At 71.0% G+C, this 24928-nt stretch carries 26 protein-coding genes; 17 read left to right on the forward strand and 9 right to left on the reverse strand.

What is annotated here, in order from left to right; genetic code table 11:
- Positions 1–43: 43 nt before the first annotated feature.
- A complete protein-coding gene (locus ABT288_RS21655; protein WP_351610137.1) occupies positions 44–856 on the reverse strand; it encodes a MaoC/PaaZ C-terminal domain-containing protein in 813 nt (270 codons plus the stop codon).
- 342 nt (positions 857–1198) lie between these two features.
- Between ABT288_RS21655 and ABT288_RS21660 the strand changes: the two genes are divergently transcribed.
- Positions 1199–3070 (forward strand): AMP-dependent synthetase/ligase, encoded by a 1872-nt coding sequence (locus ABT288_RS21660; protein WP_502972793.1) that lies wholly within the window; start codon positions 1199–1201, stop codon positions 3068–3070.
- A gap of 137 nt (positions 3071–3207) precedes the next feature.
- On the forward strand, positions 3208–4119 hold the full coding sequence (locus ABT288_RS21665) for a LysR family transcriptional regulator (RefSeq protein ID WP_351610141.1): 912 nt from the start codon (positions 3208–3210) through the stop codon (positions 4117–4119).
- A gap of 26 nt (positions 4120–4145) precedes the next feature.
- Here ABT288_RS21665 and ABT288_RS21670 read toward each other — a convergent pair whose 3' ends face one another.
- The 3 genes from ABT288_RS21670 to ABT288_RS21680 all read right to left on the reverse strand — a co-directional run bounded on the left by ABT288_RS21670 (position 4146) and on the right by ABT288_RS21680 (position 5859).
- A complete protein-coding gene (locus ABT288_RS21670) occupies positions 4146–4796 on the reverse strand; it encodes a class I SAM-dependent methyltransferase (protein WP_351610143.1) in 651 nt (216 codons plus the stop codon).
- Positions 4797–4858: 62 nt separating this feature from the next.
- A complete protein-coding gene (locus ABT288_RS21675; RefSeq protein ID WP_351610146.1) occupies positions 4859–5173 on the reverse strand; it encodes an AzlD domain-containing protein in 315 nt (104 codons plus the stop codon).
- Entirely contained in the window at positions 5170–5859 is a 690-nt protein-coding gene (locus tag ABT288_RS21680; protein WP_351610148.1) for an AzlC family ABC transporter permease, read from the reverse strand. Before ABT288_RS21680 ends, ABT288_RS21675 begins: the two co-directional genes overlap by 4 nt.
- A gap of 54 nt (positions 5860–5913) precedes the next feature.
- On the opposite strand from ABT288_RS21680, the gene ABT288_RS21685 reads away from it, so the two are divergent.
- Positions 5914–6504, forward strand: coding sequence for a helix-turn-helix domain-containing protein (locus ABT288_RS21685; RefSeq protein ID WP_351610150.1), 591 nt, complete (start codon positions 5914–5916; stop codon positions 6502–6504).
- A gap of 131 nt (positions 6505–6635) precedes the next feature.
- On the opposite strand, the gene ABT288_RS21690 is transcribed toward ABT288_RS21685, so the two are convergent.
- A complete protein-coding gene (locus ABT288_RS21690; RefSeq protein WP_003992177.1) occupies positions 6636–6839 on the reverse strand; it encodes a cold-shock protein in 204 nt (67 codons plus the stop codon).
- 298 nt (positions 6840–7137) lie between these two features.
- On the opposite strand from ABT288_RS21690, the gene ABT288_RS21695 reads away from it, so the two are divergent.
- The 6 genes from ABT288_RS21695 to ABT288_RS21720 all read left to right on the forward strand — a co-directional run bounded on the left by ABT288_RS21695 (position 7138) and on the right by ABT288_RS21720 (position 13330).
- Positions 7138–7986 carry a menaquinone biosynthetic enzyme MqnA/MqnD family protein gene (locus ABT288_RS21695; protein ID WP_351610153.1) on the forward strand — a complete coding sequence of 283 codons (849 nt, stop codon included), beginning with the start codon at positions 7138–7140 and terminating at the stop codon, positions 7984–7986.
- Between the two features lie 52 nt (positions 7987–8038).
- Positions 8039–9856: a protein kinase domain-containing protein gene (locus ABT288_RS21700; protein ID WP_351610154.1), complete on the forward strand. Its 1818-nt coding sequence runs from the start codon at positions 8039–8041 to the stop codon at positions 9854–9856.
- Positions 9857–9890: 34 nt separating this feature from the next.
- Entirely contained in the window at positions 9891–10634 is a 744-nt protein-coding gene (locus tag ABT288_RS21705; RefSeq protein WP_351610157.1) for a prepilin peptidase, read from the forward strand.
- Between the two features lie 70 nt (positions 10635–10704).
- Positions 10705–11904, forward strand: a complete 1200-nt coding sequence (mqnC, locus tag ABT288_RS21710) for a cyclic dehypoxanthinyl futalosine synthase (protein ID WP_351610160.1) — start codon at positions 10705–10707, stop codon at positions 11902–11904.
- 7 nt (positions 11905–11911) lie between these two features.
- Entirely contained in the window at positions 11912–12511 is a 600-nt protein-coding gene (locus tag ABT288_RS21715) for a hypothetical protein (RefSeq protein ID WP_351610163.1), read from the forward strand.
- A gap of 123 nt (positions 12512–12634) precedes the next feature.
- Positions 12635–13330 carry a demethylmenaquinone methyltransferase gene (locus ABT288_RS21720; protein WP_351610166.1) on the forward strand — a complete coding sequence of 232 codons (696 nt, stop codon included), beginning with the start codon at positions 12635–12637 and terminating at the stop codon, positions 13328–13330.
- A 106-nt stretch (positions 13331–13436) separates the two neighbouring features.
- Here the strand turns inward: ABT288_RS21720 and ABT288_RS21725 are convergent, their stop codons facing one another.
- Both ABT288_RS21725 and ABT288_RS21730 read right to left on the reverse strand, forming a co-directional pair.
- Positions 13437–13745 carry a PASTA domain-containing protein gene (locus ABT288_RS21725; protein WP_228625056.1) on the reverse strand — a complete coding sequence of 103 codons (309 nt, stop codon included), beginning with the start codon at positions 13743–13745 and terminating at the stop codon, positions 13437–13439.
- 109 nt (positions 13746–13854) lie between these two features.
- Positions 13855–14373 carry a GNAT family N-acetyltransferase gene (locus ABT288_RS21730; RefSeq protein ID WP_351610168.1) on the reverse strand — a complete coding sequence of 173 codons (519 nt, stop codon included), beginning with the start codon at positions 14371–14373 and terminating at the stop codon, positions 13855–13857.
- Between the two features lie 97 nt (positions 14374–14470).
- Here ABT288_RS21730 and ABT288_RS21735 point away from each other — a divergent pair, with 97 nt between their 5' ends.
- Positions 14471–15763 carry a geranylgeranyl reductase family protein gene (locus ABT288_RS21735; protein WP_351610170.1) on the forward strand — a complete coding sequence of 431 codons (1293 nt, stop codon included), beginning with the start codon at positions 14471–14473 and terminating at the stop codon, positions 15761–15763.
- Positions 15764–15767: 4 nt separating this feature from the next.
- On the opposite strand, the gene def is transcribed toward ABT288_RS21735, so the two are convergent.
- Entirely contained in the window at positions 15768–16397 is a 630-nt protein-coding gene (gene def / locus ABT288_RS21740) for a peptide deformylase (RefSeq protein ID WP_351610171.1), read from the reverse strand.
- A 163-nt stretch (positions 16398–16560) separates the two neighbouring features.
- Positions 16561–17367, reverse strand: coding sequence for a C40 family peptidase (locus ABT288_RS21745; protein ID WP_351610174.1), 807 nt, complete (start codon positions 17365–17367; stop codon positions 16561–16563).
- Between the two features lie 751 nt (positions 17368–18118).
- Here ABT288_RS21745 and ABT288_RS21750 point away from each other — a divergent pair.
- The 7 genes from ABT288_RS21750 to ABT288_RS21780 form a co-directional block, all read left to right on the forward strand.
- Positions 18119–18478 carry an NADH-quinone oxidoreductase subunit A gene (locus tag ABT288_RS21750; protein ID WP_003992243.1) on the forward strand — a complete coding sequence of 120 codons (360 nt, stop codon included), beginning with the start codon at positions 18119–18121 and terminating at the stop codon, positions 18476–18478.
- 13 nt (positions 18479–18491) lie between these two features.
- Positions 18492–19046 carry a NuoB/complex I 20 kDa subunit family protein gene (locus tag ABT288_RS21755; RefSeq protein WP_007383964.1) on the forward strand — a complete coding sequence of 185 codons (555 nt, stop codon included), beginning with the start codon at positions 18492–18494 and terminating at the stop codon, positions 19044–19046.
- Entirely contained in the window at positions 19043–19813 is a 771-nt protein-coding gene (locus ABT288_RS21760) for an NADH-quinone oxidoreductase subunit C (protein ID WP_351610176.1), read from the forward strand. The genes ABT288_RS21755 and ABT288_RS21760 overlap by 4 nt, the downstream gene beginning before the upstream one ends.
- Positions 19810–21150: an NADH-quinone oxidoreductase subunit D gene (locus ABT288_RS21765; protein ID WP_351610179.1), complete on the forward strand. Its 1341-nt coding sequence runs from the start codon at positions 19810–19812 to the stop codon at positions 21148–21150. Before ABT288_RS21760 ends, ABT288_RS21765 begins: the two co-directional genes overlap by 4 nt.
- Positions 21147–22013, forward strand: coding sequence for an NADH-quinone oxidoreductase subunit NuoE (gene nuoE / locus ABT288_RS21770; protein WP_351610182.1), 867 nt, complete (start codon positions 21147–21149; stop codon positions 22011–22013). The genes ABT288_RS21765 and nuoE overlap by 4 nt, the downstream gene beginning before the upstream one ends.
- On the forward strand, positions 22013–23359 hold the full coding sequence (nuoF, locus tag ABT288_RS21775) for an NADH-quinone oxidoreductase subunit NuoF (protein ID WP_450863040.1): 1347 nt from the start codon (positions 22013–22015) through the stop codon (positions 23357–23359). Before nuoE ends, nuoF begins: the two co-directional genes overlap by 1 nt.
- Positions 23356–24928, forward strand: a 1573-nt coding sequence (locus ABT288_RS21780; protein ID WP_351610187.1) for an NADH-quinone oxidoreductase subunit G, incomplete at its 3' end; no start/stop codon positions are given. The genes nuoF and ABT288_RS21780, both read left to right, overlap by 4 nt.

Raw genomic sequence — 24928 nt, forward strand, 5'->3', positions numbered from 1 at the left:
CGACGGACCCGCACTCGGCAACGGCGATGCACCCTTACGGCGCCTAGCTCACCTCACCCCGCAGATGCAGTCGCCCTCCCTCACCCCGCAACTCGTACCGCCCGGCACCGTCGGCCCCGAAAGCCACCGTCCCCGGCAACAACACCGGCGCCAGAAACCGCGCCCACACCTTGGCAGAACCGCTCGTGCCGTGGGCGGCTACGCAGCGGGCCACCGTCCACATGCCGTGCGCGACGGCCCGCGGGAAGCCGAAGAGGCGGGCGGTGAGCGGGTACAGGTGGATGGGGTTGCGGTCGCCGGAGGCGGCGCCGTACCGCCGGCCCACGTCCCCGGCGAGCCGCCACTGGGCGACGACGGGCAGCGGGGCCGGCCGCTCTTCCCGGGGTTCGGCGGGCCGCCGGTCGGTGCGATGCCGCGCGAGGTACGTGCTCCGCGACTCCCACACGACCTCCCCGCCGGCCCCCATCGCGGTGACCACCGTGGCCTCCGTGCCGCGCCGGTGCGGGGCCAGTCCCTCGATGTGCACGGCGAGTTCGTACTCCCCGGTCGCAGGAAGGGAGGTGTGCCGGGTGATCTCGATCGAGGTGTGGACGAGACCCGGCAGCGGCAGCGGGAAGGCCCCGTCGCTCATCAGCCGCATGGCCAGGGGGAAGCCGAGGACGTGCGGATAGGTGACGGGGAGCGCGCTGTCACCGGTGGGAAAGCCGCACACCCGCTCGTACGCGGCCAGCCGGTCCTGGTCGACCCGTACACCGGGCAGCACCAGCCGCTCGCGCGGGAAGTCCGCCTCCGGAGAAGGCCGTTTGAAGGGGGAGCGCAACACGCCGCCCGTGAGACGCAGCAACTCACCCGTCATGCCCAGCCCCCAAGTGCTTACTCTGGAGTAAGGTTACCGCCGGTAAGTCTACGGTACGCGCCCCAACCGGGAGGCCACGGACGAACATGAGCCGCCGTCACATAGCCGCCGAGGCTGCACATCCCCGGCCCCGGACCACCCCCGAACCCGCACAATCCCCTCACGGTGGCCCCGTACGATCACCTGCCTAACCAGCGGTAACCCCTTTCTCCGTATCCATGGGGGACCACCGCAGGTACACGCACGCCAGAGGAGCCGCCCGTGTCCACCCCCTTCCCGAACGCCCCCGTCTCCTCCGGCGCCCTCGTCTCCGCCACCGACTACGACGGCCGCCCGGTCCTCGTGGAGCCCTGGGTCCAGCGCCTGGACGGCGCCGTACGGGAGGTGTCCGTACCGCCGTTCGCGCCCCCGGTGAAACACGGCTCGCTCGCGGACCTGCCGTTCGACAACGCCGAGGCCGCCCCCGCCCAGACCGTGCTCAGCCGCCGGCTGCCCGACGGCCGCTGGGCGGACGTGACGGCCGCGCACTTCGCCGGACAGGTCCTCGCCGTGGCCAAGGGGCTGATCGCCGAAGGCCTGGTGCCGGGCGACCGACTCGCCGTCATGGCCCGTACGACGTACGAGTGGACGCTCCTCGACTTCGCCGCCTGGGCCGCCGGCCTGGTCACCGTGCCGATCTACCCGACCGCGTCCGTCTTCCAGACCCGGTGGATCCTGCAGGACTCCGGCGCGGTCGCCCTGATCACCGAGACCGCGGCCCAGGCCTCCGCCCTCGGCCCCGAACTCCAGCACCTGCCCGACCTGCGCCATCTGTGGGTGGTGGACAAGGACCACGTGACCCGGCTCGCCGAGGCCGGCGTGCAGGTGCCGGACGGTGAAGTGGCCGTACGGCGCGGCATGCTCGGCCCCGACACCCTCGCCACCCTCATCTACACCTCCGGCACCACCGGCCGCCCCAAGGGCTGCGCCCTCTCCCACTGCAACTTCTTCGCCGAGGTCGACAACGCCATCGAGCTGCTCCACCCGGTCTTCAAGGGCCAGGACGAGGAGCCGTCCGTCCTCCTCTTCCTGCCGATGTCCCATGTCTTCGGGCGCATGGTGGCCATCGCCTGCGTCCGGGCCCGCGTCCGCCTCGGCCACGCGCCCAGCCTGGCCGCCGAGGACCTCCTCCCGGACCTCGCCGCCTTCAGGCCGACCTGCCTGCTGACCATCCCCTACATGCTGGAGAAGGTCTACAACTCGGCCCGCGCGAAGGCCGAGTCGGGCGGTCGGGTCGCCGCCTTCGACCGGGCCGCGGCGGTCGCCGTCCGCTACGGCGAGGCGCTGGAGTCCCGGCAGACCGGCACCGGCGGCGGGCCGAGCCGCTCCCTGAAGACGGCCCGCGCCTTCCACGACCCGCTGGTCTACCGCAAGATCCGGGCCGCCATGGGCGGTCGCGTCCGGTACGCCATCTGCGGCGGCTCCCCGCTCGGCCGGCGCCTGGCCGCCTTCTACGCCGGCGCCGGCATCGAGATCTTCGAGGGCTACGGCCTGACCGAGACCACCGCGGCCACCACCGTCACCCCACCCCTCAAACCCCGCCTGGGCACGGTCGGCTGGCCGCTGCCCGGCACCCGCGTCCGCATCGCCGCCGACGGGGAGATCCTCGTCTCCGGCGACCATGTCCTGCGCGGCTACTGGGATCCGCAGGCCGGGGGAGTCGTGCCCGCGACCCGGGACGGCTGGCTGTCCACCGGCGACATCGGCGAACTGGACGACGAGGGCTACCTCACCATCACCGGCCGCAAGAAGGAACTGCTGATCACGGCGGGCGGCAAGTCGGTGGCCCCGGCCCCGATGGAGAACTGGCTGCGCCAGCACCCGCTGATCTCCCAGGTGATGCTGGTCGGCGACGCCCGCCCGTACGTGGCCGCGCTGATCACCCTCGACGTCGACGGCATCACCCACTGGCGGCAGATGATCGGCAAGCATCCGGTGCCGCCGGAACTCCTCGTCGGCGACCCGGAGTTGGACGCCGTCCTGCAGCGCGCGATCGACGAGGCCAACAAGCTGGTCTCCCGCCCGGAGTCCATCCGCCGGTTCGCCGTACTGCCCGTGGACTTCACCGAGGAGGCCGGCCACCTGACCCCGTCGATGAAGCTGCGCCGGGAGCAGATCATGACCGACTTCGCGAGCGAGGTGGAGGGCCTGTACGGCCCCACCACCGGCCCCTGAAGGTCGGCACCCGCTCCTCGCGCGCGAAGCGGGTTGCCGCCTGGGTCGGCCGTGGCCCGGTACCGATCCTCGTACGGTCCCTGATTCGAGTCAATCCTTGGGTTTCCTCGCCAACCCCAAGTGTTAACTTGGGAGTTGTGACCCTCGACGACCTGCGCGTGTTCGTGGCCGTGTGCCGCGCCGACAGCCTCAGTTCCGTCGCCAGGGACCTCGGCTGCACCCAGTCCGCCGTCAGTCAGCACGTGAAGCGGCTGGAGCGGGAGACGGGTGTCGCGCTGGTGGAACGGCAACCGCGGGGCGTGGTCCCCACGCAGGCCGGACGCATACTGGAGGCCGCCGCGGCCGAGGGGATCTCCGGACTCGACCTCGCCGTGCGGCAACTGCGCGATCTGGTCGACGGCCACAGCGGACACGTCCGCGTCGCCACCGGTGCCACCACCGTCCGGCACTTCATGTCCCAGGCGGTGGTCGCCTTCCGCCGCCGCCACCCCGAGGTCAACCTGGAGTTCCGTACGGTCAGTTCGGGGCGCGGCACCTTCGACGCCCTGGCCGACGGCACCCTCGACCTGGCCTGGATCACCGTCGGCTCTCCCGTCCGGGGCATCGAGCAGCGGACGGTCGCGGAACTGCCCTGGGTGCTCGCCGTCGGCGCGGACGACCCCCTCGCCGGTCGGTCCCGTCTCGACGCGGCCGACCTGACCGGGATCCGCCTGATCCGGCTGCCCCCGAACTCCACCTCCGCCGTCCACCTGGACGCGGCCTGCGCCGAGCTGGGCATCCGCTTCACCTACGACACGAGCGTGGCCGACTGGGACACGGCACTGCTGCTGGCCGAGCTGGGGGTGGGCCGGGCGGTGGTCCCCGCCGTACCGGGCCTTCCGGTGCGGGGGGAGGGCGCACTACGGCTCGTCCCGCTGCCCGCCCTGCGCCCCCTGCCCGTCGGCTGGGCCGTCCGCCGCTGGGACTCCCTCAGCCCTCCGGCACGGGCCTTCGCGCACACGGTCGCGGAGTTCCGGGGCGGGGCCACCGCGAACGCTGCCGCGGGCTGAGCGGGAGTCCGGGCCGGACCGTCCGGTCAGGCTTTCTTCTGGGCGAGCAGGAACGCCTGCGGTGCCGACTCCGCCAGCGCGGCGTCCTGTCCGCGAACGGTGCTGGCGTGGAGGGCGAAACCGCCGTCGGTCAGCAGTTCCGTCATGAACTCGGGGCGGCGTCGCTCGAAGTCCAGCGTCACCGGATGCCCCCACGGCTCAGCCAGACGCAGCGCCTCGTCGCCCGCCTGGAACGCGAGCAGGAGACGGCCGCCGGGCGCCAGCACGCGGTGGAACTCGGCGAACAGCGCGGGCAGTTCGTCCACAGGTGTGTGGATGCTGGAGTACCAGGAGACGGCCCCGGCGAGCGCCCCGTCGGCACAGGGCAACTCCAGCATCGACCCCTGCTCGAACCGCAGAGCGGGATACTCGCGGCGGGCGATGGCGAGCATCGACTCGGAGAGGTCGAGCCCGAAGACGGTCAGGCCCAGGCTCGCGAGGTGGGCCGTGACCGCGCCGGGCCCGCAGCCGAGGTCGGCCACCGGCCCGGCCGGGCCGACGAGTTCGGCGAACGCGGCGAGCAGCGCCCGCTCCAGCGGCCTGTCGGCGAGCGGGTTCCGGAAGTGGTCGGCGTAGTCCTCTGCAACGGTGTCGTAGAAGGTGCGGGTGGCGGTGAGGAAGTCGGTCCTGTCGGTCATGGGAGGGGACCGTACCGGCCCGCACCGACAGGCCCCTTGGGCTGCCGCCGTTCGGTCAGGGCCTAGGCCACCCCGGCGAGCCGCAGCAGCGCGGTCGTCGCCGCCGCGCCGAGCACCACCACCACGAACGGCGCCCGGCGCCGGGCGAGGACGGCGCCGGCCAGGACTCCGGCGGGGCGGGCCCAGCCCGCGAAGCCGCCGGACTCCGTCAGCGCACCGGTGGCCAGCAGGGCGACGAGCAGCACGACCGCCCCGGCCGAGGCCAGCTCCTGCGCCCGGGCCGGTATCTCGACCCGCCCGTGCAGCACCGGCCCCACCAGCCGGAAGGCGTAGGTGCCCACAGCCAGCGGGAGGATCACGACGACGGCGGCGTTCATACGGCGGCCTCCACGGGCTGCCGGCGGTGCAGCAAGAGCCCCGCCAGAGCGAGCAGCACCGGCACCCCGGCAGGTACGGCGGGCGTCACCGCGAGGGCGACGACCGCGCCGAGCAGGGCACACCGCCGTACCGTCGCGTCCGCCCGCAGCTGGGGCAGCACCAGGGCCACCAGTACGGCGGGAAAGGCGGCGTCGAGGCCGTACCGGGCCGTGTCGCCCAGCGCGCCCCCGGCGAGCGCGCCCGCCAGCACGCCGGTGTTCCACACGGCGAACAGACCGACCCCGGAGATCCAGAACGCCCTCCGCTGCCGTACGGGGTCGGACTGGGCGAGGGCGAAGGCCACCGTCTCGTCGGTGACCAGGTGCGCGCCGAGCAGACGGCTCGCACGGCCGGTACCGATGATGTCCGCCACCGCCAGGCCGAACGCGGCCGTACGGGTGTTGAGCAACAGCCCCGTCGCCGCGGCGGCGACCGGCCCGCCCCCGGCGAGCAACACCGCCACCGCGCTGAACTGGGCCGAGCCCGCGTACACCACCAGGGACATCACCACGGGCACCCACACCGGAAGCCCGCCCGCGACCGAGACGGCGCCGAAGGAGACGCCGACGATGCCGCTGGCGAGCCAGACGAGCGAGCTGTCACGCACCAGGGACATGTCATCGGTTGTTCGCTGTACCGAACGCATGTTTTCTACACTGGAACAAAGATCGGCTGTCCGTCAAGCCGAACGATCGTACCGATGGAGCGAACAAACATGGCCGAGCCGTCTCCCCGGACCCCCGCCCGGCTCCCGCTGGAGTGGATCGCGGCATCGCTCAAGCGCGAGCGCGCCCGCAGCGGCCTGTCCCTGTCCGAGCTGGCCAAACGCGCCGGCATCGCGAAGTCCACGCTCTCCCAGCTGGAGGCGGCGAGCGGGAACCCGAACGTGGAGACGCTCTGGGCACTCGCGGTCGCACTGGGGGTGCCGTTCAGCGCGCTGGTCGAACCGCCCGCGCCGCAGGTCCAGGTGATCCGCGCCGGCGAGGGCCCGGAGGTCGCCTCGGAGCAGGCGAACTACGTCGCGACGCTGCTGTCCGCGAGCCCTCCCGGGGCCCGGCGGGACATCTACCGTCTGCGCGCCGAGCCCGGGGCGGCCCGCACGTCTCAGCCGCACATTCCCGGCACGGTCGAGCATCTGATCGTCGGCTCGGGCCGGGTGAAGGCGGGTCCGGCGGGGGAGGAGGCCGAACTCGGTCCCGGCGATTACATGACCTATCGGGGTGATGTTCCGCACTCGTACGAGGCGCTGGAATCGGGCACGGCCTTCGTCCTCGTCATGCAGCACACGTAACAGCGGGCGGCCCACGCCGAGAATTCGCCCAGAATTCACACGCGGCGTCGGCCGCAAAGGCAGGAGCCCCGTCGCCGGAACGGCGCGGGGCTCCTTGGGTACTTCTCTCAGGTTCTGCGATCAGGCAGAGATCAGACGGGGGTGACGTTCTCCGCCTGCGGACCCTTCGGGCCCTGCGTCACGTCAAAGCTCACCTGCTGGTTCTCCTCGAGGGAGCGGAAGCCGGAGGCGTTGATCGCGGAGTAGTGAACGAAGACGTCGGGGCCGCCGCCCTCCTGGGCGATGAAGCCAAAGCCCTTTTCGGCGTTGAACCACTTCACGGTTCCGGTAGCCATAAGCCCTCCTTGGGCTCACAAAGGGTTGCCCTGCTCCAGAACCTGCAAGTGTGAAACGGTGCTGCACAACTGCATTTGTCTGAAAACGACGAGAGCCCGCGGTCACATGCTCCGCAGGCTCTGTACTGCAAGGGAAACCAAACTGCAACTTGCGGCGAGCCTAGCACGCGGGCGCCCGAAAGCAATAGAGGTCAAGATCACGTCACCCGGATGTTTGAACATCCGCTGGGCCATTTGACGGCGTGGCGACGGTGGGGCCGGTCCCGGCACCGTAGCGCACGGGGTCTAGTGTCGCGATGTGGACAATGCTCGCACCCGGCCGCGCGTCGGCCACATCCAGTTCCTGAACTGCCTGCCCCTGTACTGGGGGCTCGCGAGAACCGGCACACTCCTCGACTTCGAGCTCACCAAGGACACCCCGGAGAAGCTCAGCGAGCAGCTCGTGCGCGGCGATCTCGACATCGGCCCCGTCACCCTGGTCGAGTTCCTGCGCAACGCCGACGACCTGGTCGCCTTCCCGGACATCGCCGTCGGCTGCGACGGCCCGGTGATGTCCTGCGTGATCGTCTCGCAGGTCCCGCTCGACCGTCTGCACGGCGCACGCGTCGCCCTCGGCTCGACCTCCCGCACCTCGGTCCGCCTCGCCCAGCTCCTGCTCGCCGAGCGCTACGACGTGGCGCCCGACTACTACACCTGCCCGCCCGACCTCAGCCTGATGATGCAGGAGGCGGAGGCCGCCGTCCTCATCGGCGACGCGGCGCTGCGCGCGAACCTGCTCGACGGCCCCCGCTACGGCCTCGAGGTGCACGACCTCGGCGCGCTCTGGAAGGAGTGGACCGGCCTGCCGTTCGTCTTCGCGGTCTGGGCGGCCCGCCGCGACTACGCCGACCGCGAGCCGGACATCACCCGCCAGGTCCACGAGGCCTTCCTCGCCTCCCGCAACCTCTCCCTGGAGGAGGTCGGCAAGGTCGCCGAACAGGCTGCCCGCTGGGAGGACTTCGACGAGGCGACCCTGGCCCAGTACTTCACCACCCTCGACTTCAGCTTCGGCACCCCGCAACTCGCGGCCGTCGCCGAGTTCGCCCGCCGCGTCGGCCCGACGACCGGCTTCCCGGCGGATGTGAAGGTGGACCTGCTGCGGCCGTGAGCAGGCGTGACTAGGCTGCTCACCACTGGATGTGGGGTGGGGGGAGCGCGTCATGCAGCCGCTGGACGGGGACGAGCCGGCCACCGTCGGGCCCTACCGGCTGCTCGGCCGGCTCGGCGCCGGTGGCATGGGCCGGGTCTACCTCGGCCGCAGCGCGGGCGGCCGTACCGTCGCCGTGAAGATCGTGCACCCGCACTTCGCGCTGGACGAGGAGTTCCGCGCCCGCTTCCGGCGCGAGGTGGCCGCCGCCCGCCGGGTCGGCGGCGCCTGGACCGCCCCGGTCCTGGACGCGGACCCGGACGCGGCCGTGCCCTGGGTCGCCACCGCCTACGCGGCCGGCCCGTCCCTCGCCGCGGCCGTCACCGACACCGGCCCCCTGCCCGCGCACACCGTACGGGCCCTGGGCGCGGGCCTCGCCGAGGCGCTGACGGCCGTACACGACCTGGGCCTGGTCCACCGGGACGTGAAGCCCTCCAACGTCCTGCTGACCCTGGACGGGCCCCTGCTGATCGACTTCGGCATCGCCCGGGCCATGGACGGCACGGCGTCCCTGACGTCCACCGGCGTGTCGATCGGCTCCCCCGGCTACATGGCACCCGAGCAGATCCTCGGCAAGGGCGCCACGGGCGCGGCCGACGTCTTCTCCCTCGGCGCGGTGCTGGCCTACGCGGCCACCGGCGAGCCGCCGTTTCGGGGGGACTCGTCCGCGGCCCTCCTCTACAAGGTGGTGCACGAGGAGCCCGAACTCGACGGCATGGACGGTGAACTGAGGGAGGTGACGGCTGCCTGTCTGGCCAAGGACCCCACCTCCCGCCCCACCCCCGCCGAGGTGAGCCACCGGCTCGCCCCCGAGGGCGCCACCCGCCTGACCACCGACGGCTGGCTGCCGGGCCCCCTGGTGGAACAGGTCAGCCGCAGCGCCGTACGCCTCCTCAACCTGGACACGGGCGCCCCGGAACCGGCGTCGGGGCCGGTGGCCTTCGACAGACCGGCGGAGACGGGGCCCTCGAACTCGTTCACGGGGGCCGGGGTTTTCGGGCCTGCGCCGGTGATGAGTCCAGGGGGCCCGGCCACGCCGGTCGGCGGGCCAGGGGCTCCTGCCGCACCCCTCGGTGACCTGCAGCCCCCCTCGCTCTCAAGCCACGGCACCCCGAAGGGGGTGGAGGTCTCCTCGGGACCGGCGACCGGCGTGGCCGGGGCTTCCTCCGGGCCTCCTCCCTCCGGAGTGCCGACCGTCGTGCCCGCGCAGCGTGACGCCGCGCCGCAGGGCCGGTTCTCCGTCAGCGTGGCGGCCGCCGCCACGCCGGCCGAGGGCGGTCGTGGGCGCCGACTGAGCTGCACGGTGGTGCTGGCCGTCGCCGGTGCCCTGGCCGCAGGAGGGCTGGGGCTCGGCGTGCTGCTGCAACCGTGGGCCCAGCAGGACGGCGGCGCCAGGAGCGTGGGCGGCGGCCGCCCCTCGCTCTCCCCGGCACCGAGCCAGGCCTCCGGCGGTCCCACCGGCCGAAGTGACCAGCCCGGCGCCGTCCCGGCCCGCTACCTCGGCACCTGGGAAGGACAGGCCACCGGCCTCGGCGGCAGTCTGCCCATGGGCACCTTCCGGCTCACCGTCCATCAGGCCGGCGTGGCACAGGAGTTGGGGCAGCTGCGGCAGACCGACCAGATCGGCGGCGTGTGCACCGACGTCCTCACCCTGAAGAAGGTGACGATGACCCAGATCCTCGCGACCTCGACCGGCGCTAAGGACAACCCCGGACACTGTGTACCGACCCCGCACCAGGTCGAGTTGACCCCGGTCGGCGACGACCTGAGGTTCACGTCGGACAGCTCCGCCGAGGGCAACCCGGTGGCGCGCCTGTCGAAGGCCGGATGAGCACGGTGGGCGCGCCGGGGGGCGGGGGGACCCGATGAGCACAGGGGCGCTGACGGCCGTCGCCGCGCTGTGGGGCGCGCTCGTCGGCGCGCTGCTGCCCCGCGCCGCCTACCGCTTCGCCGTACCGGCCGGTGAACCCTGGCGGGACCGCTGCCCGGACGGTCATCCGATCCGCGGCTGGATCGGCCGGATCGCGTGCGGCGCCTGCGGGGGAGAGGCCCGCCGCACGGACGTACCTCCCACCGCGGCCCTCCCCGCTGCCCTCGCCACCGCCCTGACCTGCGCCGCCCTCGCCGCCGCCACCGGCACCCGCCCCGAGCTGGCGGTCTGGCTGCTGCTCGCGCCGGTCGGGGTGCTGCTGGCCGTGGTCGACTTCCGGGTGCAGCGGCTGCCCGACCCGCTGACCCTGCCCCTCGCCGCGTCCGCCCTCGCCCTGCTGGGTCTCACCGCGCTGCTGCCCGAGCACGCCGGCCACTGGTCCACCGCGGTGTACGGCGCTGTGGCCCTCGGCGCCGGCTATTTCGTGCTGTTCCTCATCAATCCGGGTGGCATGGGCTTCGGCGATGTGAAGCTGGCCGTCGGCATGGGTGCCGTACTCGGCTGGTACGGCTGGTCCACCGTCCTGCTCGGCGCCTTCGCCGGTTTCCTGCTCGGCGCGCTGTACGGCGGAGCCCTCGTCGTCGTACGGCGGGCGGGCCGCAGGACCGCGATCCCCTTCGGGCCGTTCCTGCTGGCCGGTGCCTTCGCCGGGCTGCTGATCGGCGCGTACGCGGCCTGACGTCCGTACGGTGAAACCGCTGGCGTAGGCTGGTTCGGTCCGTCCGCACCCCTTGACGAAAGGGCCCCTGGTGACCGAGAAGGCCGACCTCCAGTCTGTCCTCGACCGTGCCGCTGCCGGTGGGCGGATCACCCCGGAAGAGGCGCTCGACCTCTACCGGGATGCCCCGCTGCACGCGCTGGGCGCCGCGGCCGACGCGGTGCGGCGGCGGAAGTACGCCGGTGTCGAGCACATCGCGACGTACATCATCGAGCGGAACATCAACTACACGAACGTGTGCGTCACGGCGTGCAAGTTCTGCGCCTTCTACGCGGCCCCCAAGGACAAGGACAAGGGCTGGACCCGCGACCTCGACGACATCCTGCGCCGCTGCGCGGAGACGGTCGAGCTGGGCGGCACCCAGATCATGTTCCAGGGCGGCCACCACCCCGACTACGGCGTGGAGTACTACGAGAAGCACTTCAAGGCCATCAAGGACGCCTTCCCGCAGCTGGTCATCCACTCCCTCGGCGCGTCCGAGGTCGAGCACATGGCCCGGATCTCCGGTGTGTCGGTGGAGGAGGCCATCACCCGTATCCACGAGGCGGGCCTGGACTCCTTCGCCGGTGCCGGCGCGGAACTGCTCCCCGAGCGGCCCCGCAAGGCCATCGCCCCGCTGAAGGAGAGCGGTGAGCGCTGGCTGGAGATCATGGAGACCGCGCACCGGCTGGGCGTGGAGTCCACCTCGACCATGCTGATGGGCACGGGTGAGACGAACGCCGAGCGCATCGAACACCTGCGGATGATCCGGGACGTACAGGACCGCACGGGCGGCTTCCGCGCCTTCATCCCGTACACCTACCAGCCCGAGAACAACCACCTGAAGGGCCGCACCCAGGCCACCCTCTTCGAGTACCTGCGGATGATCGCGATCGCCCGCCTCTTCCTCGACAACGTCCGGCACATCCAGGGCTCGTGGCTGACCACGGGCAAGGAGGTCGGCCAGCTGTCGCTGCACTACGGCGCGGACGACCTCGGCTCGATCATGCTGGAGGAGAACGTGGTCTCCTCGGCCGGCGCCCGGCACCGCTCCAACCGCCTCGAGATCATCGACCTGATCAGGAAGGCGGGGCGGGTCCCGGCGCAGCGCGCCACGACCTACGAGCACCTGGTCGTCCACGACGACCCGGCGAACGACCCCGTCGACGAGCGGGTGATGTCCCACATCTCGTCCACGGCGATCGAGGGCGGCACGGCCCACCCCGAACTGAAGCTGCTGGCGTCCAACTAGGCGCTCCGTGCTGACACTTCACGTGGCCGATCGGTCTCCCGAGACGGCGGTTCTGGTCGACGGGGCGTCCGTCGCCGCCGTCGGCCCGTACGAGGAACTGGCCGCCGCCGAGCCCCGGGCCAAGGTGCGGCGGTGGCCCGGGATCCTCACCCCAGGGCTGCTGAACCCGTACGGTCCGGAGCTGCTGGAGGCCACCTACCACCCCGATCCCCGCGAGGCCGACGTCCTCGGCACCGAGCCCATCGGCGGGCAGCGCGCCCGGGAGATCCTCCGCGGCGATCCCGCACGCCTCGGCGCGAGCGCGCGACGCGGGGTGCAGCGGATGCTGGCACACGGCACGGTGGCGGTGGCCGGGGAACTGCGGTCGCGGGCCGTGGTCGACGCGGTCCGCAGGGCCGGGCTCGCGGTGGGGCAGCGGCCCGACCGCCTTCCGGGCCCGGCAGCGCTGTCCCCGACCCCGCTGATCCTGCTGCCGCGGCTCGTCCCGGGCGGGCCCGCCCGCTTCGCCGTGTTCGACGTCGCGGACCGTGCCGAACTGGTCCGCCGCGGCGCCGGCACCTGCGTGGCGACCGTGATCGGCGGGCGGTTGGTGTACCGGGGCCGCTGATCCCGGGGCACCGGACGGGCGCGGGACCTTCGCCGGCCGGCCCGGCCCGGCCGGGCGTGCGCCGCGCGGGCGTAGGCGAGGGCGCTTCCGGAGTGCCGTACCCCCTGCTGCCACAATGAGCGGGTGACCCGCGCTTCCCTGAACAAGCAGCCGCACGAAGTCGCCTCGATGTTCGACGACGTGGCGGAACGGTACGACCTGACCAACGACGTGCTGTCGCTCGGCCAGGACCGGGTGTGGCGCAAGGAGGTGGCGAAGGCGGTCGACGCGCGCCCCGCGCAGAAGGTCCTCGACCTGGCCGCCGGTACGGCCACCTCCTCGCTGCCGTTCGCGCGCACGGGCGCGTACGTCGTCCCCTGCGACTTCTCGCTCGGGATGCTGCAGGTCGGCAAGAGGAAGCACACCTGGCTGCCGTTCACGGCCGGCGACGCGACGCGGCTGCCGTTCAAGGACGACACCTTCGACGCCGTGACGATCTCCTTCGGGCTGCGCAACGTGCAGGACACGGACGCGGCGCTGCGGGAGATGTTCCGGGTGACCCGGCCCGGCGGGCGCGTGGTGATCTGCGAGTTCTCGCACCCGACCTGGGCGCCCTTCCGGACCGTCTACACCGAATACCTGATGCGGGCGCTGCCGCCGGTCGCGCGGGCGGTGTCCTCGAACCCGGACGCGTACGTCTACCTCGCCGAGTCCATCCGTGCCTGGCCCGACCAGCCCGCCCTCGCCGAACGGCTCCGCAAGGCGGGCTGGTCGAAGGTGGCCTGGCGCAACCTCACCGGCGGCGTGGTCGCGCTGCACCGGGGCTTCAAGGAGAGCTGAGGCCCTCGCCGAGGCCTTTTACGGGGCTCGGCGGGTCCTTCACCGGGTTCGGCGGACTCTTTACCGGGTTCGGCGGTCCTTGTGCCGGGCCCGTCGGGCCGGGGTCTCAGCGGTTGATCATCTCGAAGGCGTCACCGGGCTCACCGAGTTCGCGTTGGAGGCCACCAGCGGGCGGCCGTGGGATGCGTGGCTCGCGCACGCCTCCGCCGCCCTCTCCCTCACCGAAGTCGAACCACACGTACACCATGGACTCCCGGGGCACCTCGGCGCCGGGCTGCGGGTACTGGCGTACGACGTAGTCGACGACCGCGAGGTGGAAGTCGGGGCGGTCCGGCGCATTGAGGAACAGGCCCTGCGCCCGGGCCGTTTCGCGCGCGTCCACGGCCATCAGTCCGACCAGCCGCGGCACGCGCACTTCGGGTGTTTTGGGTGTTATGCGCACAGATGTCACCCCCAGCGGTACTGGAAGGGTAACTCCCGCGCGCCCCGGCCGGAAGGAGCCGGTGTCTTTCTGTGACAGACGGCTACTCTGTGTGATCGAGGCTGAGTCGGAAGCACAGGGCGTCCTCGCCCAGCGTGGGGTGCGGATAGGTCTCCGCCGGTTCCATGCCGAGGCGCCGGGTCACCGCGATCGACCGCTCGTTGCCCGGCCGGACCATCGCCACCACCTCCTTGACCCCGGCCGCCCGCACCCGCTCGAGCGTCTCGCGCGCGGCCGCGGTCACGTACCCCTTGCCCCAGTGCGCGCGGCCGAGCCGCCAGCCGATCTCCATCTCGCCGACCGGGCCCCAGGCGGGCTGCCAGGGCTGCGCTCCGGTGAAGCCGATGACCTCACCGGACTCGTCCAGCATGGTCCACAGGCAGAAGCCGAGTTCCGCGTCGTGCCTCCGCTGCCGCGCGGTGAGCTCCTCGTAGACCGACAGCGCGGCCGGTCTGCCGCCGTAGAACTCCATGACCTCGGGGTCGTCGAAGACCCGGTGCCAGGCGATCGCGTCCTCGTGGGTGGGAACGCGCAGCCGTACCGCGGGGAGAGGTCGGTTCACAGGGCAGCCCTTCAGCCGGGTGATCAATTCTGCTGAATAGACTGCCCATGTCCAGTGCCGGTCGGCACATACATTTCGAACTTGGGGAGATCCCGCCGTGACCGTCGAGACCGAGCCCCTCTCCGAGAACACCGCCGATGTGATCGTCGTGGGCGCGGGGCCGGCCGGCTCCACGACCGCGTACCACCTCGCCAAGGCCGGCCTCGACGTCCTGCTCCTGGAGAAGACCGAGTTCCCGCGCGAGAAGGTGTGCGGCGACGGCCTCACCCCGCGCGCGGTCAAGCAACTCGTCGCCATGGGCATCGACATCTCCGAGGAGGCCGGCTGGCTGCGCAACAAGGGCCTGCGCATCATCGGCGGCGGCAGCCGCCTCCAGCTGGACTGGCCGGATCTCGCCGCCTACCCGAACTACGGACTGGTCCGCAAGCGCGACGACTTCGACGAGCAGCTCGCCCGCAACGCCCAGAAGGCCGGGGCGCGGCTGTACGAGCGCTGCAACGTGAGCGGCCCGGTCATCGACGACCGCACCGGCCGTATCACCGGCGTCACCGCCAAGCTCGGCGAGGAGAAGCGCGAGGTCACCTTCCGCGCGCCGCTCGTCGTCGCCGCCGACGGCAACTCCACCCGCCTGTCCCTCGCGATGGGCCTGCACCGCCGCGAGGACCGCCCGATGGGCGTCGCGGTGCGCACCTACTTCACCTCGCCCCGGCACGAGGACGACTACCTGGAGTCCTGGCTGGAGCTGTGGGACCGCCGCGGCGCCCAGGACCGCCTGCTGCCGGGCTACGGCTGGATCTTCGGCATGGGCGACGGCACGTCGAACGTCGGCCTCGGTGTCCTGAACACCTCCGCCTCCTTCAAGGAGCTGGACTGGCGCGAGATCCTCAAGGCCTGGTGCGCCTCCATGCCGGAGGACTGGGGCTACACCCCCGAGAACATGACCGGCCCCATCCGCGGCGCCGCCCTCCCCATGGCCTTCAACCGCCAGCCCCACTACACGCGCGGCCTGCTGCTCGTCGGTGACGCCGGCGGCCTGGTGAACCCCTTCAACGGCGAGGGCATCGCCTACGCCATGGAGTCCGGCCAGATCGCCGCCGACGTCATCGTGCAGGCACACGCGCGTGCCACGCCCGCACAGCGCGAGATCGCCCTGCAGCGCTACCCGCGCGTCCTCAAGGACACCTACGGCGGCTACTACACCCTCGGCCGTGCCTTCGTGAAGCTCATCGGCAACCCGAAGGTCATGCAGATCGCGGCCCAGCGCGGCCTCACCCACCCGATGCTGATGAAGTTCACCCTCAAGCTCCTCGCGAACCTCACCGACCCCACGGGCGGCGACGCGATGGACCGCATCATCAACGGCCTGAGCAAGGTGGCCCCGAAGGCGTGAGCCTTCACCGGGCCGGGCTCAGCTCCCCGGCCCGGGCGGCGCGGCGGGCGAACACCTCGTCCCGCCGGGCGGCCATCTGCCGCAGCGCGTCCTTTTTCTCCCGCTTGGAGAGTCGATCCAGGTAGATGTACCCGTTGGTGTGGTCGGTCTCGTGGACGAGGCAGCGCGCGAAGTACCCGGTGCCCTCGATGGCAAGGGGGTTACCGTCCTTGTCCTGCCCGCGCACGACGGCCCGGTCCGGTCGCGGTACGGCCATCACGGCACCCGGCACCGACAGGCAGCCCTCGCCCTCGTCCAGCAACCGCCGCCCTCTCGTGGGCGTTTCGAGCACCGGATTGACGATGTGTCCGACATGCCGGACTCCATCCTCATCGGGGCAGTCGTACACGAACAGCCGCAGATCGACCCCGACCTGGTTCGCCGCAAGTCCCGCCCCTTCGGCGACATACAGGGTGAGGAACATGTCGTCGACGAGGGCGGCGAGGTCGGGCCCGAACTCCGTGACGTCCCGGCACGGCTTGTGCAGGACCTCCTCGCCGACCTCGGTGATCCGGCGCACCGCGCCACGCCCGGCCTCGGGGGCGTGGCGGGGGTAGGAGTCGGCGGGCCTTCCCTGTACGAACACGCGTGGCATGACGCGGACTCCTTCGCTCATGGACGGACCGCCGGACGGCGGTCCGAGCCGAGCATGTCAGGAGCGGCGCTCCGAGGCGCCGGGAACGACGCAGGGGCCGCAGCCCCCGAGCGGCTGCGGCCCCTGTGCGCGTGACAGGCGTGCCAGAGGTACTGGGTGAGGTTCAGAGCACCCGCACGGCGCCGGTCGGCGGGTCGTACGACAGCGGCTTCTCGACGATGCCGGTGGACGGGTTCTGCGCTCCGACGAACATACCGTCGCCGACGTACACCGCCACGTGGTACGCGCTGCCCGCGCTGCCCCAGTAGAGGACGTCGCCCGGCTGCAGGTTGCTCAGCGAGACCTGCGTGCCGGCGGTCGACTGGTCCTGGGAGACGCGCGGCAGGCTGACGCCGATCTGCTTGAAGGCGGACTGCACCAGGCCGGAGCAGTCGTAGGCGCTCGGGCCGGAGGCGCCCAGGACGTAGGACTTGCCGATCTGCGCCTTCACGAAGGAGATGACGGACGCGGCCGAACCGGTGGCCGTGGACGTACTCGTGGAGGTGCTGCCGCTGTCCGCGGCGGCGAGCGTCGTCCGAGTCGCGTTGCGCGAGGCACGCTCGGCGGCGGCCCTGCGGGCGTCCTCGGCGGCCTTCTTCTTGGCCGCGGCCTGCTGCTTCGCCTCGGCGAGGTCCGCCTTGGCCTGCTTCGCGGCATTTGCGGCGGCCGCGTCACGCTCGGCCTGCAGCTGGTAGTTCGCGGCGGCCTGCTGCGTGGCGTCCGCGGACTTGGCCGCCTGGGCGGCCAGATCGGCCGTCAGGGTGGGCAGTTCGAGGGTCTGCGTCACCGGCTCGGCCGCGTTCGCCGAGCCGGACGCCCCGGCGACTGCCAGGGAGCTGAGGACGCCACCGGCAACTCCGGCCCGCATCGCGAGGGTCGACGCGCTGCGGCGGGGCTTCCGGTGGCTGCGTATGTGAGCGGTGTGGGACATGGGAATAACCGGTACCAGGGGCTCCTTCATATCTTCAAGAAACGTGTGCTGCGCCACAGTTGCTCAATCGAGACCTGAATTCCCGGGCGCGTCACTCTTTATTGACGCCGTAACGGACATTGCGGACGTCGGTGATCAAGCCCTTGATCACGGTCTTTGATCATTACGTCCGAATTGCCCCACGCCTACCACTGGTTGGGGTCATTGGCCAAGCCCGGTTCTCTGAGGCCTCTCATCGATGTGGCGGAGGTCACGGAACGGTCACCGGGAGCGCGGCGTCCCGTGCGCGCGGGCTCGTGAATGTGTGCACGCGTCCACACCCGCGTCCACATCGCACCCCGCACCTCCCTCTGATGTGTGAACGCGCTCCTTTAGCAGGCACCCACGTCCAGCGCCAATTTGCATGCAGCGGAACTCTCTTGATATTGAGACGACCCCTCCGGCCTGCGATGACAGGCGAGAATGTCACTTCTCGTGATCAACTGAACGCTTCGCGTATGAAGATCACTCATCATCCGACTTCATGATCCTTCGTCAGGTGGTGGAGATCACAAAGCTCGTGCAATACGCCGTGTCGCAGATCACAGAGCGACGGGCATAAGATGCGTGGCAACTGGGCTTGTGACCTGCTTCACATGTTCTCGATCTTCGCCCGGGACGGCGGGGCTCGTGGGACCGGTGAGGCGGAAGTGAGCGCAGTGCACCAGTGCAACCGCCAGCAGTCAGCGCCGACTGAGAGGAGCGAGGAGCGGTGAACGCGTATGCGCCCATCCTCGTACTGGGAGCCCTCGGGGCAGGCTTTGCGATCTTCTCCGTGGTCATGGCCACGCTGATCGGTCCGAAGCGGTACAACCGCGCCAAGCTCGAGGCCTACGAGTGCGGTATCGAGCCGACCCCCACGCCGGCCGGCGGCGGGCGCTTCCCCATCAAGTACTACCTGACGGCGATGCTCTTCATCGTCTTCGACATCGAGATCGTCTTCCTCTACCCCTGGGCCGTCACCTTCGACGCCCTGGGGATCTTCGGGCTCGTGGAGATGCTGCTCTTCGTGCTCACCGTCTTCGTGGCGTACGCGTACGTATGGCGGCGCGGCGGCCTGGAATGGGACTGAGGGGCCTTAGGACATGGGACTCGAAGAAAAGCTGCCGAGCGGCTTCCTGCTGACCACCGTCGAGCAGGCCGCGGGCTGGGTGCGCAAGGCGTCCGTCTTCCCGGCCACCTTCGGCCTCGCCTGCTGCGCGATCGAGATGATGACCACCGGCGCCGGCCGGTACGACCTGGCGCGCTTCGGCATGGAGGTCTTCCGCGGCTCACCGCGCCAGGCCGACCTGATGATCGTCGCCGGCCGGGTCAGCCAGAAGATGGCGCCGGTCCTGAGGCAGGTCTACGACCAGATGCCCAACCCCAAGTGGGTGATCTCCATGGGCGTCTGCGCCTCCTCGGGCGGCATGTTCAACAACTACGCGATCGTCCAGGGCGTCGACCACATCGTCCCGGTCGACATCTACCTGCCGGGCTGCCCGCCCCGCCCCGAGATGCTGATGGACGCGATCCTCAAGCTCCACCAGAAGATCCAGTCCTCCAAGCTCGGCGTCAACGCCGAGGAGGCCGCCCGCGAGGCGGAGGAGGCGGCGCTCAAGGCCCTGCCCACGATCGAGATGAAGGGGCTGCTGCGGTGAGCGACGCGAACGGCAACGGCACGGGCGGCGTGAACGGGTCCGCGAACGGGGTGAACCCCGAGAAGGACCTCTCCGCCTCCAACCTCCCTGGCCAGCGCGGCCAGGGCGGCGAGGAGATCCGCGTCCAGCGCGGCATGTTCGGCGCCAACAACGGCGGCGACACCTCCGGCTACGGCGGCCTGGTCCGCTCGGTCCGACTCCCGGGACCGGCGACCCGCCCCTACGGCGGCTGGTTCGACGAGGTCGCCGACGAGCTGGAGGGCGCCCTGGAGGAACAGGGACTCCTCCCCGGCAACGCCATCGAGAAGACGGTCGTCGACCGCGGCGAGCTCACCTTCCACATCGAACGCGAGCACCTGGTCCGCGTCGCCCGCACCCTGCGCGACGACCCGGCCCTGCGCTTCGAACTGTGCACCGGCGTCAGCGGCGTCCACTACCCGCACGACACGGGCCGCGAGCTGCACGCCGTCTACCACCTGCGCTCGATCACCCACAACCGGCTGATCCGCCTCGAAGTCAGCGCCCCCGACGGTGACCCGCACATCCCGTCGCTGGTCCCCGTCTATCCGACGAACGACTGGCACGAGCGCGAGACCTACGACTTCTTCGGAATCGTCTTCGACGGTCACCCGGCCCTGACGCGGATCATGATGCCGGACGACTGGCAGGGCCATCCGCAGCGCAAGGACTACCCCCTCGGCGGCATCCCCGTCGAGTACAAGGGCGCCCAGATCCCGGCTCCGGACCAGCGGAGGTCGTACTCGTGAGCACGCAGTCAGCATCCGCCGCGTCGGCCGCCTCGGCGCGCGAGACCACCGAGGGCACCGTATACACGGTCACCGGTGGCGACTGGGACGAGGTCGTCCAGTCCGCGACCCGCGCCGACGACGAGCGCATCGTCGTCAACATGGGTCCCCAGCACCCCTCCACCCACGGAGTGCTCCGCCTGATCCTGGAGATCGAGGGCGAGACGGTCACCGAGGCCCGCTGCGGCATCGGCTACCTGCACACCGGCATCGAGAAGAACCTCGAGTTCCGCACGTGGACGCAGGGCACCACCTTCGTGACGCGCATGGACTACCTGACGTCCTTCTTCAACGAGACCGCCTACTGTCTCGCCGTCGAGAAACTACTCGGCATCGAGGACGACATCACCGAGCGCGCCAAGATCATCCGGGTGCTCCTGATGGAGCTGAACCGGATGTCCTCCCACCTGGTGTGCATCGCCACCGGCGGCATGGAGCTCGGCGCCACCACGATCATGATCTACGGATTCCGTGATCGTGAAATGATTCTCGACCTCTACGAGCTCATCACGGGCCTTCGGATGAACCACGCGTACATCCGCCCCGGCGGACTCGCCCAGGACCTGCCACCCGGCGCGGTGGACCAGATCCGCGAGTTCGTGAAGAAGATGAAGAAGAACCTCCCGGAGTACGACAAGCTCGCCACCGGGAACCCCATCTTCAAGGCCCGCATGCAGGACATCGGCTACCTCGACCTCGCCGGCTGCATGGCCCTCGGCGCCACCGGCCCCATCCTGCGCTCCACCGGCCTGCCGCACGACCTGCGCAAGGCACAGCCGTACTGCGACTACGAGACGTACGACTTCGAGATCCCGACCGCCGACAGCTGCGACGCCTACGGCCGCTTCCTGGTCCGCCTGGAGGAGATGCGCCAGTCGCTCGGGATCGTCGAGCAGTGCCTGGACCGGCTCCAGCCCGGCCCGGTCATGGTCGCCGACAAGAAGATCGCCTGGCCTGCCCAGCTCGCTCTCGGGCCGGACGGACTCGGCAACTCCCTCGACCACATCAAGAAGATCATGGGCACCTCCATGGAGGCCCTGATCCACCACTTCAAGCTCGTCACCGAGGGCTTCCGCGTCCCGCCGGGACAGGCGTACGCGGCCGTGGAGTCCCCCAAGGGCGAACTCGGCGTGCACGCCGTCTCCGACGGCGGCACCCGCCCCTACCGGGTCCATTTCCGGGACCCGTCCTTCACCAACCTGCAGGCCATGGCGGCGATGTGCGAGGGCGGCCAGGTCGCCGACGTGATCGTCGCCGTCGCGTCCATCGACCCCGTGATGGGAGGCGTCGACCGGTGACCACCTCTTCTTCGGAGCGGGGCGTCAGCCTGGGCATGCCCGAACTGCCCGCTCCCGCCTACCCGGACGAGGTCCGGGCCCGGCTGGAGGCGGACGCGCGCGAGGTCATCGCGCGCTACCCGGACTCCCGGTCCGCGCTGCTCCCGCTGCTCCACCTCGTGCAGTCGCAGGAGGGCCATGTCACGCGCACCGGAATGCGGTTCTGCGCGGACATGCTGAACCTGACCACGGCCGAGGTAACCGCCGTCGCCACCTTCTACACCATGTACCGGCGCAAGCCCTCCGGTGACTACCAGGTGGGTGTGTGCACCAACACGCTGTGCGCGGTGATGGGCGGAGACGCGATCTTCGAGACCCTCCAGGAGCACCTGGGCGTCGGCAACGGCGAGACCACCGACGACGGCAAGGTCACCCTGGAGCACATCGAGTGCAACGCGGCCTGCGACTACGCGCCGGTCGTGATGGTCAACTGGGAGTTCTTCGACAACCAGACGCCGGGCAGCGCCAAGCGCCTGGTCGACGATCTGCGCGCGGGACGTCCCGTACAGCCCACGCGCGGGGCGCGGCTGTGCACCTTCAAGGAGACCGCGCGGATCCTGGCCGGCTTCCCCGACGAGCGGCCCGGGGCCGTCGAGGAGGGCGGCAGTGCGGGACCCGCGTCGCTGGTGGGCCTTCGCCTGGCAAGGGGAGAGGCCGCACCCGCGCGCGTGGTCCATCCGCGCGGAGGTCCGCATGAGGAACCGCAGGACAAGGTGCACGAGCCGTCGCCGGCCGAGCACCTCAGTTCCCATGACGCGCCGCTGGACACATCGGCCTCCGACCCGGCCCACCCGGCAGGGCCTACCGCCGAGGAGGGGGAGTGATGACCGTGGTACCCGAGGTCAAGGACACGAGCCCCGAGAAGCTGCTCGCACCCGTGCTGTCGGCCTTCTGGGACGAGGACCGGTCCTGGACTCTGGACGTCTACCGGAGGCACGAGGGGTACGAGGGGCTCCGCAAGGCGCTCGCCATGTCACCGGACGACCTGATCGCGTACGTCAAGGAGTCCGGTCTGCGCGGCCGCGGCGGCGCGGGGTTCCCGACCGGAATGAAGTGGCAGTTCATTCCGCAGGGTGATGGAAAACCGCACTATCTAGTTGTCAACGCCGACGAATCGGAGCCCGGGACCTGCAAGGACATCCCGCTCCTCTTCGCGAACCCGCACAGCCTCATCGAGGGCATGGTGATCGCGTGCTATGCCATCAGGTCGTCGCATGCCTTCATCTATCTGCGTGGTGAAGTCGTTCCCGTTCTGCGGCGGTTGCACGAGGCCGTGCGCGAGGCCTACGCGGCGGGCTACCTCGGCGAGAACATCCTGGGCAGCGGGCTCGACCTCCAGCTCACCGTGCACGCGGGTGCCGGCGCGTACATCTGCGGTGAGGAGACCGCACTGCTCGACTCGCTCGAAGGCCGCCGTGGTCAACCGCGGCTCCGTCCCCCCTTCCCTGCGGTGGAAGGCCTCTATGCCTGTCCGACTGTTGTGAACAACGTCGAGTCGATCGCGTCGGTTCCCGCGATCCTGAAAAACGGGAAAGACTGGTTCAGGTCGATGGGCAGCGAGAAGTCCCCGGGCTTCACGCTCTACTCGCTCAGCGGCCACGTCGCGAGCCCCGGCCAGTACGAGGCCCCCCTCGGCATCACGCTCCGCCAGCTCCTCGACATGAGCGGCGGCATGCGGCCCGGCCACCGCCTGAAGTTCTGGACACCGGGCGGCTCCTCGACGCCGATGTTCACCGACGAGCACCTCGACGTCCCCCTCGACTACGAGGGCGTCGGCGCCGCCGGCTCGATGCTCGGCACCAAGGCCCTGCAGTGCTTCGACGAGACGACCTGCGTGGTGCGGGCGGTGACCCGCTGGACCGAGTTCTACGCCCACGAGTCATGCGGCAAGTGCACGCCCTGCCGCGAAGGGACGTACTGGCTGGTGCAGTTGCTGCGGGACATCGAGGCCGGCAAGGGCGCCATGTCCGACCTCGACAAGCTGAACGACATCGCCGACAACATCAACGGCAAGTCCTTCTGCGCCCTCGGCGACGGCGCCGCGTCCCCGATCTTCTCCTCGCTGAAGTACTTCCGCGAGGAGTACGAGCAGCACATCACGGGCCGGGGCTGCCCCTTCGACCCGGCCAAGTCGACGGCCTGGGCGGACCGCCCGGAGGTGAACGCATGACCGTGACCACCAGTGCTCCCGCCGGTGGGGGACAGGCGGCGGTCCCGCCGGAAGACCTCGTCACGCTGACGATCGACGGCATCGAGATCAGCGTGCCCAAGGGCACCCTGGTCATCCGTGCCGCCGAGCAGCTCGGCATCGAGATCCCCCGGTTCTGCGACCACCCCCTCCTCGACCCCGCCGGCGCCTGCCGCCAGTGCATCGTCGAGGTCGAGGGCCAGCGCAAGCCCATGGCGTCCTGCACCATCACCTGCACCGACGGCATGGTGGTGAAGACCCAGCTCACCTCGCCGGTCGCCGAGAAGGCCCAGCACGGTGTGATGGAGCTGCTGCTCATCAACCATCCGCTGGACTGCCCGGTCTGCGACAAGGGCGGCGAGTGCCCGCTGCAGAACCAGGCCATGTCGCACGGCAACGCCGAGTCCCGCTTCGACGGCAAGAAGCGCACCTACGAAAAGCCCGTACCGATCTCCACTCAGGTGCTGCTCGACCGCGAACGGTGCGTGCTGTGCGCCCGCTGCACCCGGTTCTCCAACCAGATCGCGGGCGACCCGATGATCGAGCTGATCGAGCGGGGCGCGCTCCAGCAGGTCGGCACCGGCGAGGGCGACCCGTTCGAGTCGTACTTCTCCGGCAACACTATCCAGATCTGCCCGGTCGGCGCGCTCACCTCGGCGGCCTACCGTTTCCGCTCCCGCCCCTTCGACCTCGTCTCCTCGCCGTCGATGTGCGAGCACTGTTCCGGCGGCTGCGCCATCCGCACCGACCACCGGCGCGGCAAGGTCATGCGGCGGCTCGCCGAGAACGACCCCGAGGTCAACGAGGAGTGGATCTGCGACAAGGGACGCTTCGCGTTCCGCTACGCGCAGCAGAAGGACCGCCTGGACACGCCGCTGGTGCGCAACGCCGACGGCGTCCTGGAGCCCGCCTCCTGGCCGGAAGCCCTGGAGGCGGCCGCCCGGGGCCTGACCGCCGCCCGCTCCCGGGCCGGCGTCCTCATCGGCGGCCGGCTGACCGTCGAGGACGCCTACGCGTACAGCAAGTTCGCGCGCGTGGCGCTCGACACGAACGACATCGACTTCCGCGCGCGCGTGCACAGCGGCGAGGAGGCCGACTTCCTGGCCGCCCGGGTGGCAGGCCGCGGCCGTGACCTCGACGGTACGGGCGTCACGTACGCCTTGCTGGAGAAGGCACCCGCGGTCCTGCTGGCCGGCTTCGAATCGGAGGAGGAGGCGCCCGGCGTCTTCCTGCGGCTGCGCAAGGCCTGGCGCAAGCGAAAGCAGAAGGTGTTCGCGCTGGCCACGCACGCGACCCGGGGTCTTCAGAAGGCGGGCGGCACCCTGCTGCCGGCCGCGCCCGGCACCGAGACCGAGTGGCTGGACGCCCTCGCGAGCGGCGTCGGCCTGGAGGAGCCCGGCACCCGCGCCGCCGAGGCCCTGCGCACCGAGGGCGCGGTCATCGTCGTCGGTGAGCGGCTCGCCGCGGTCGCCGGCGGCCTCACCGCCGCCGTACGCGCCGCCACCGCGACCGGTGCGCAGCTGGTGTGGATCCCGCGCCGGGCCGGCGAGC

It is taken from the genome of Streptomyces sp. NPDC001093 (assembly GCF_040298985.1).
Lineage (GTDB): Bacteria > Actinomycetota > Actinomycetes > Streptomycetales > Streptomycetaceae > Streptomyces.

What these genes read in the sequence shown, in the direction of transcription:
- ABT288_RS21745 (WP_351610174.1), bottom strand. Translation starts at nt 17,367, where the DNA reads ATGTCCCACACCGCTCACATACGCAGCCACCGGAAGCCCCGCCGCAGC.
- nuoF (WP_450863040.1), top strand. Translation starts at nt 22,013, where the DNA reads ATGACCGTGGTACCCGAGGTCAAGGACACGAGCCCCGAGAAGCTGCTC.
- ABT288_RS21675 (WP_351610146.1), bottom strand. Translation starts at nt 5,173, where the DNA reads ATGAACGCCGCCGTCGTCGTGATCCTCCCGCTGGCTGTGGGCACCTAC.
- ABT288_RS21705 (WP_351610157.1), top strand. Translation starts at nt 9,891, where the DNA reads ATGAGCACAGGGGCGCTGACGGCCGTCGCCGCGCTGTGGGGCGCGCTC.
- ABT288_RS21690 (WP_003992177.1), bottom strand. Translation starts at nt 6,839, where the DNA reads ATGGCTACCGGAACCGTGAAGTGGTTCAACGCCGAAAAGGGCTTTGGC.
- def (WP_351610171.1), bottom strand. Translation starts at nt 16,397, where the DNA reads ATGCCACGCGTGTTCGTACAGGGAAGGCCCGCCGACTCCTACCCCCGC.
- ABT288_RS21685 (WP_351610150.1), top strand. Translation starts at nt 5,914, where the DNA reads ATGGAGCGAACAAACATGGCCGAGCCGTCTCCCCGGACCCCCGCCCGG.
- ABT288_RS21655 (WP_351610137.1), bottom strand. Translation starts at nt 856, where the DNA reads ATGACGGGTGAGTTGCTGCGTCTCACGGGCGGCGTGTTGCGCTCCCCC.
- ABT288_RS21700 (WP_351610154.1), top strand. Translation starts at nt 8,039, where the DNA reads ATGCAGCCGCTGGACGGGGACGAGCCGGCCACCGTCGGGCCCTACCGG.
- ABT288_RS21670 (WP_351610143.1), bottom strand. Translation starts at nt 4,796, where the DNA reads ATGACCGACAGGACCGACTTCCTCACCGCCACCCGCACCTTCTACGAC.
- ABT288_RS21755 (WP_007383964.1), top strand. Translation starts at nt 18,492, where the DNA reads ATGGGACTCGAAGAAAAGCTGCCGAGCGGCTTCCTGCTGACCACCGTC.
- ABT288_RS21680 (WP_351610148.1), bottom strand. Translation starts at nt 5,859, where the DNA reads ATGCGTTCGGTACAGCGAACAACCGATGACATGTCCCTGGTGCGTGAC.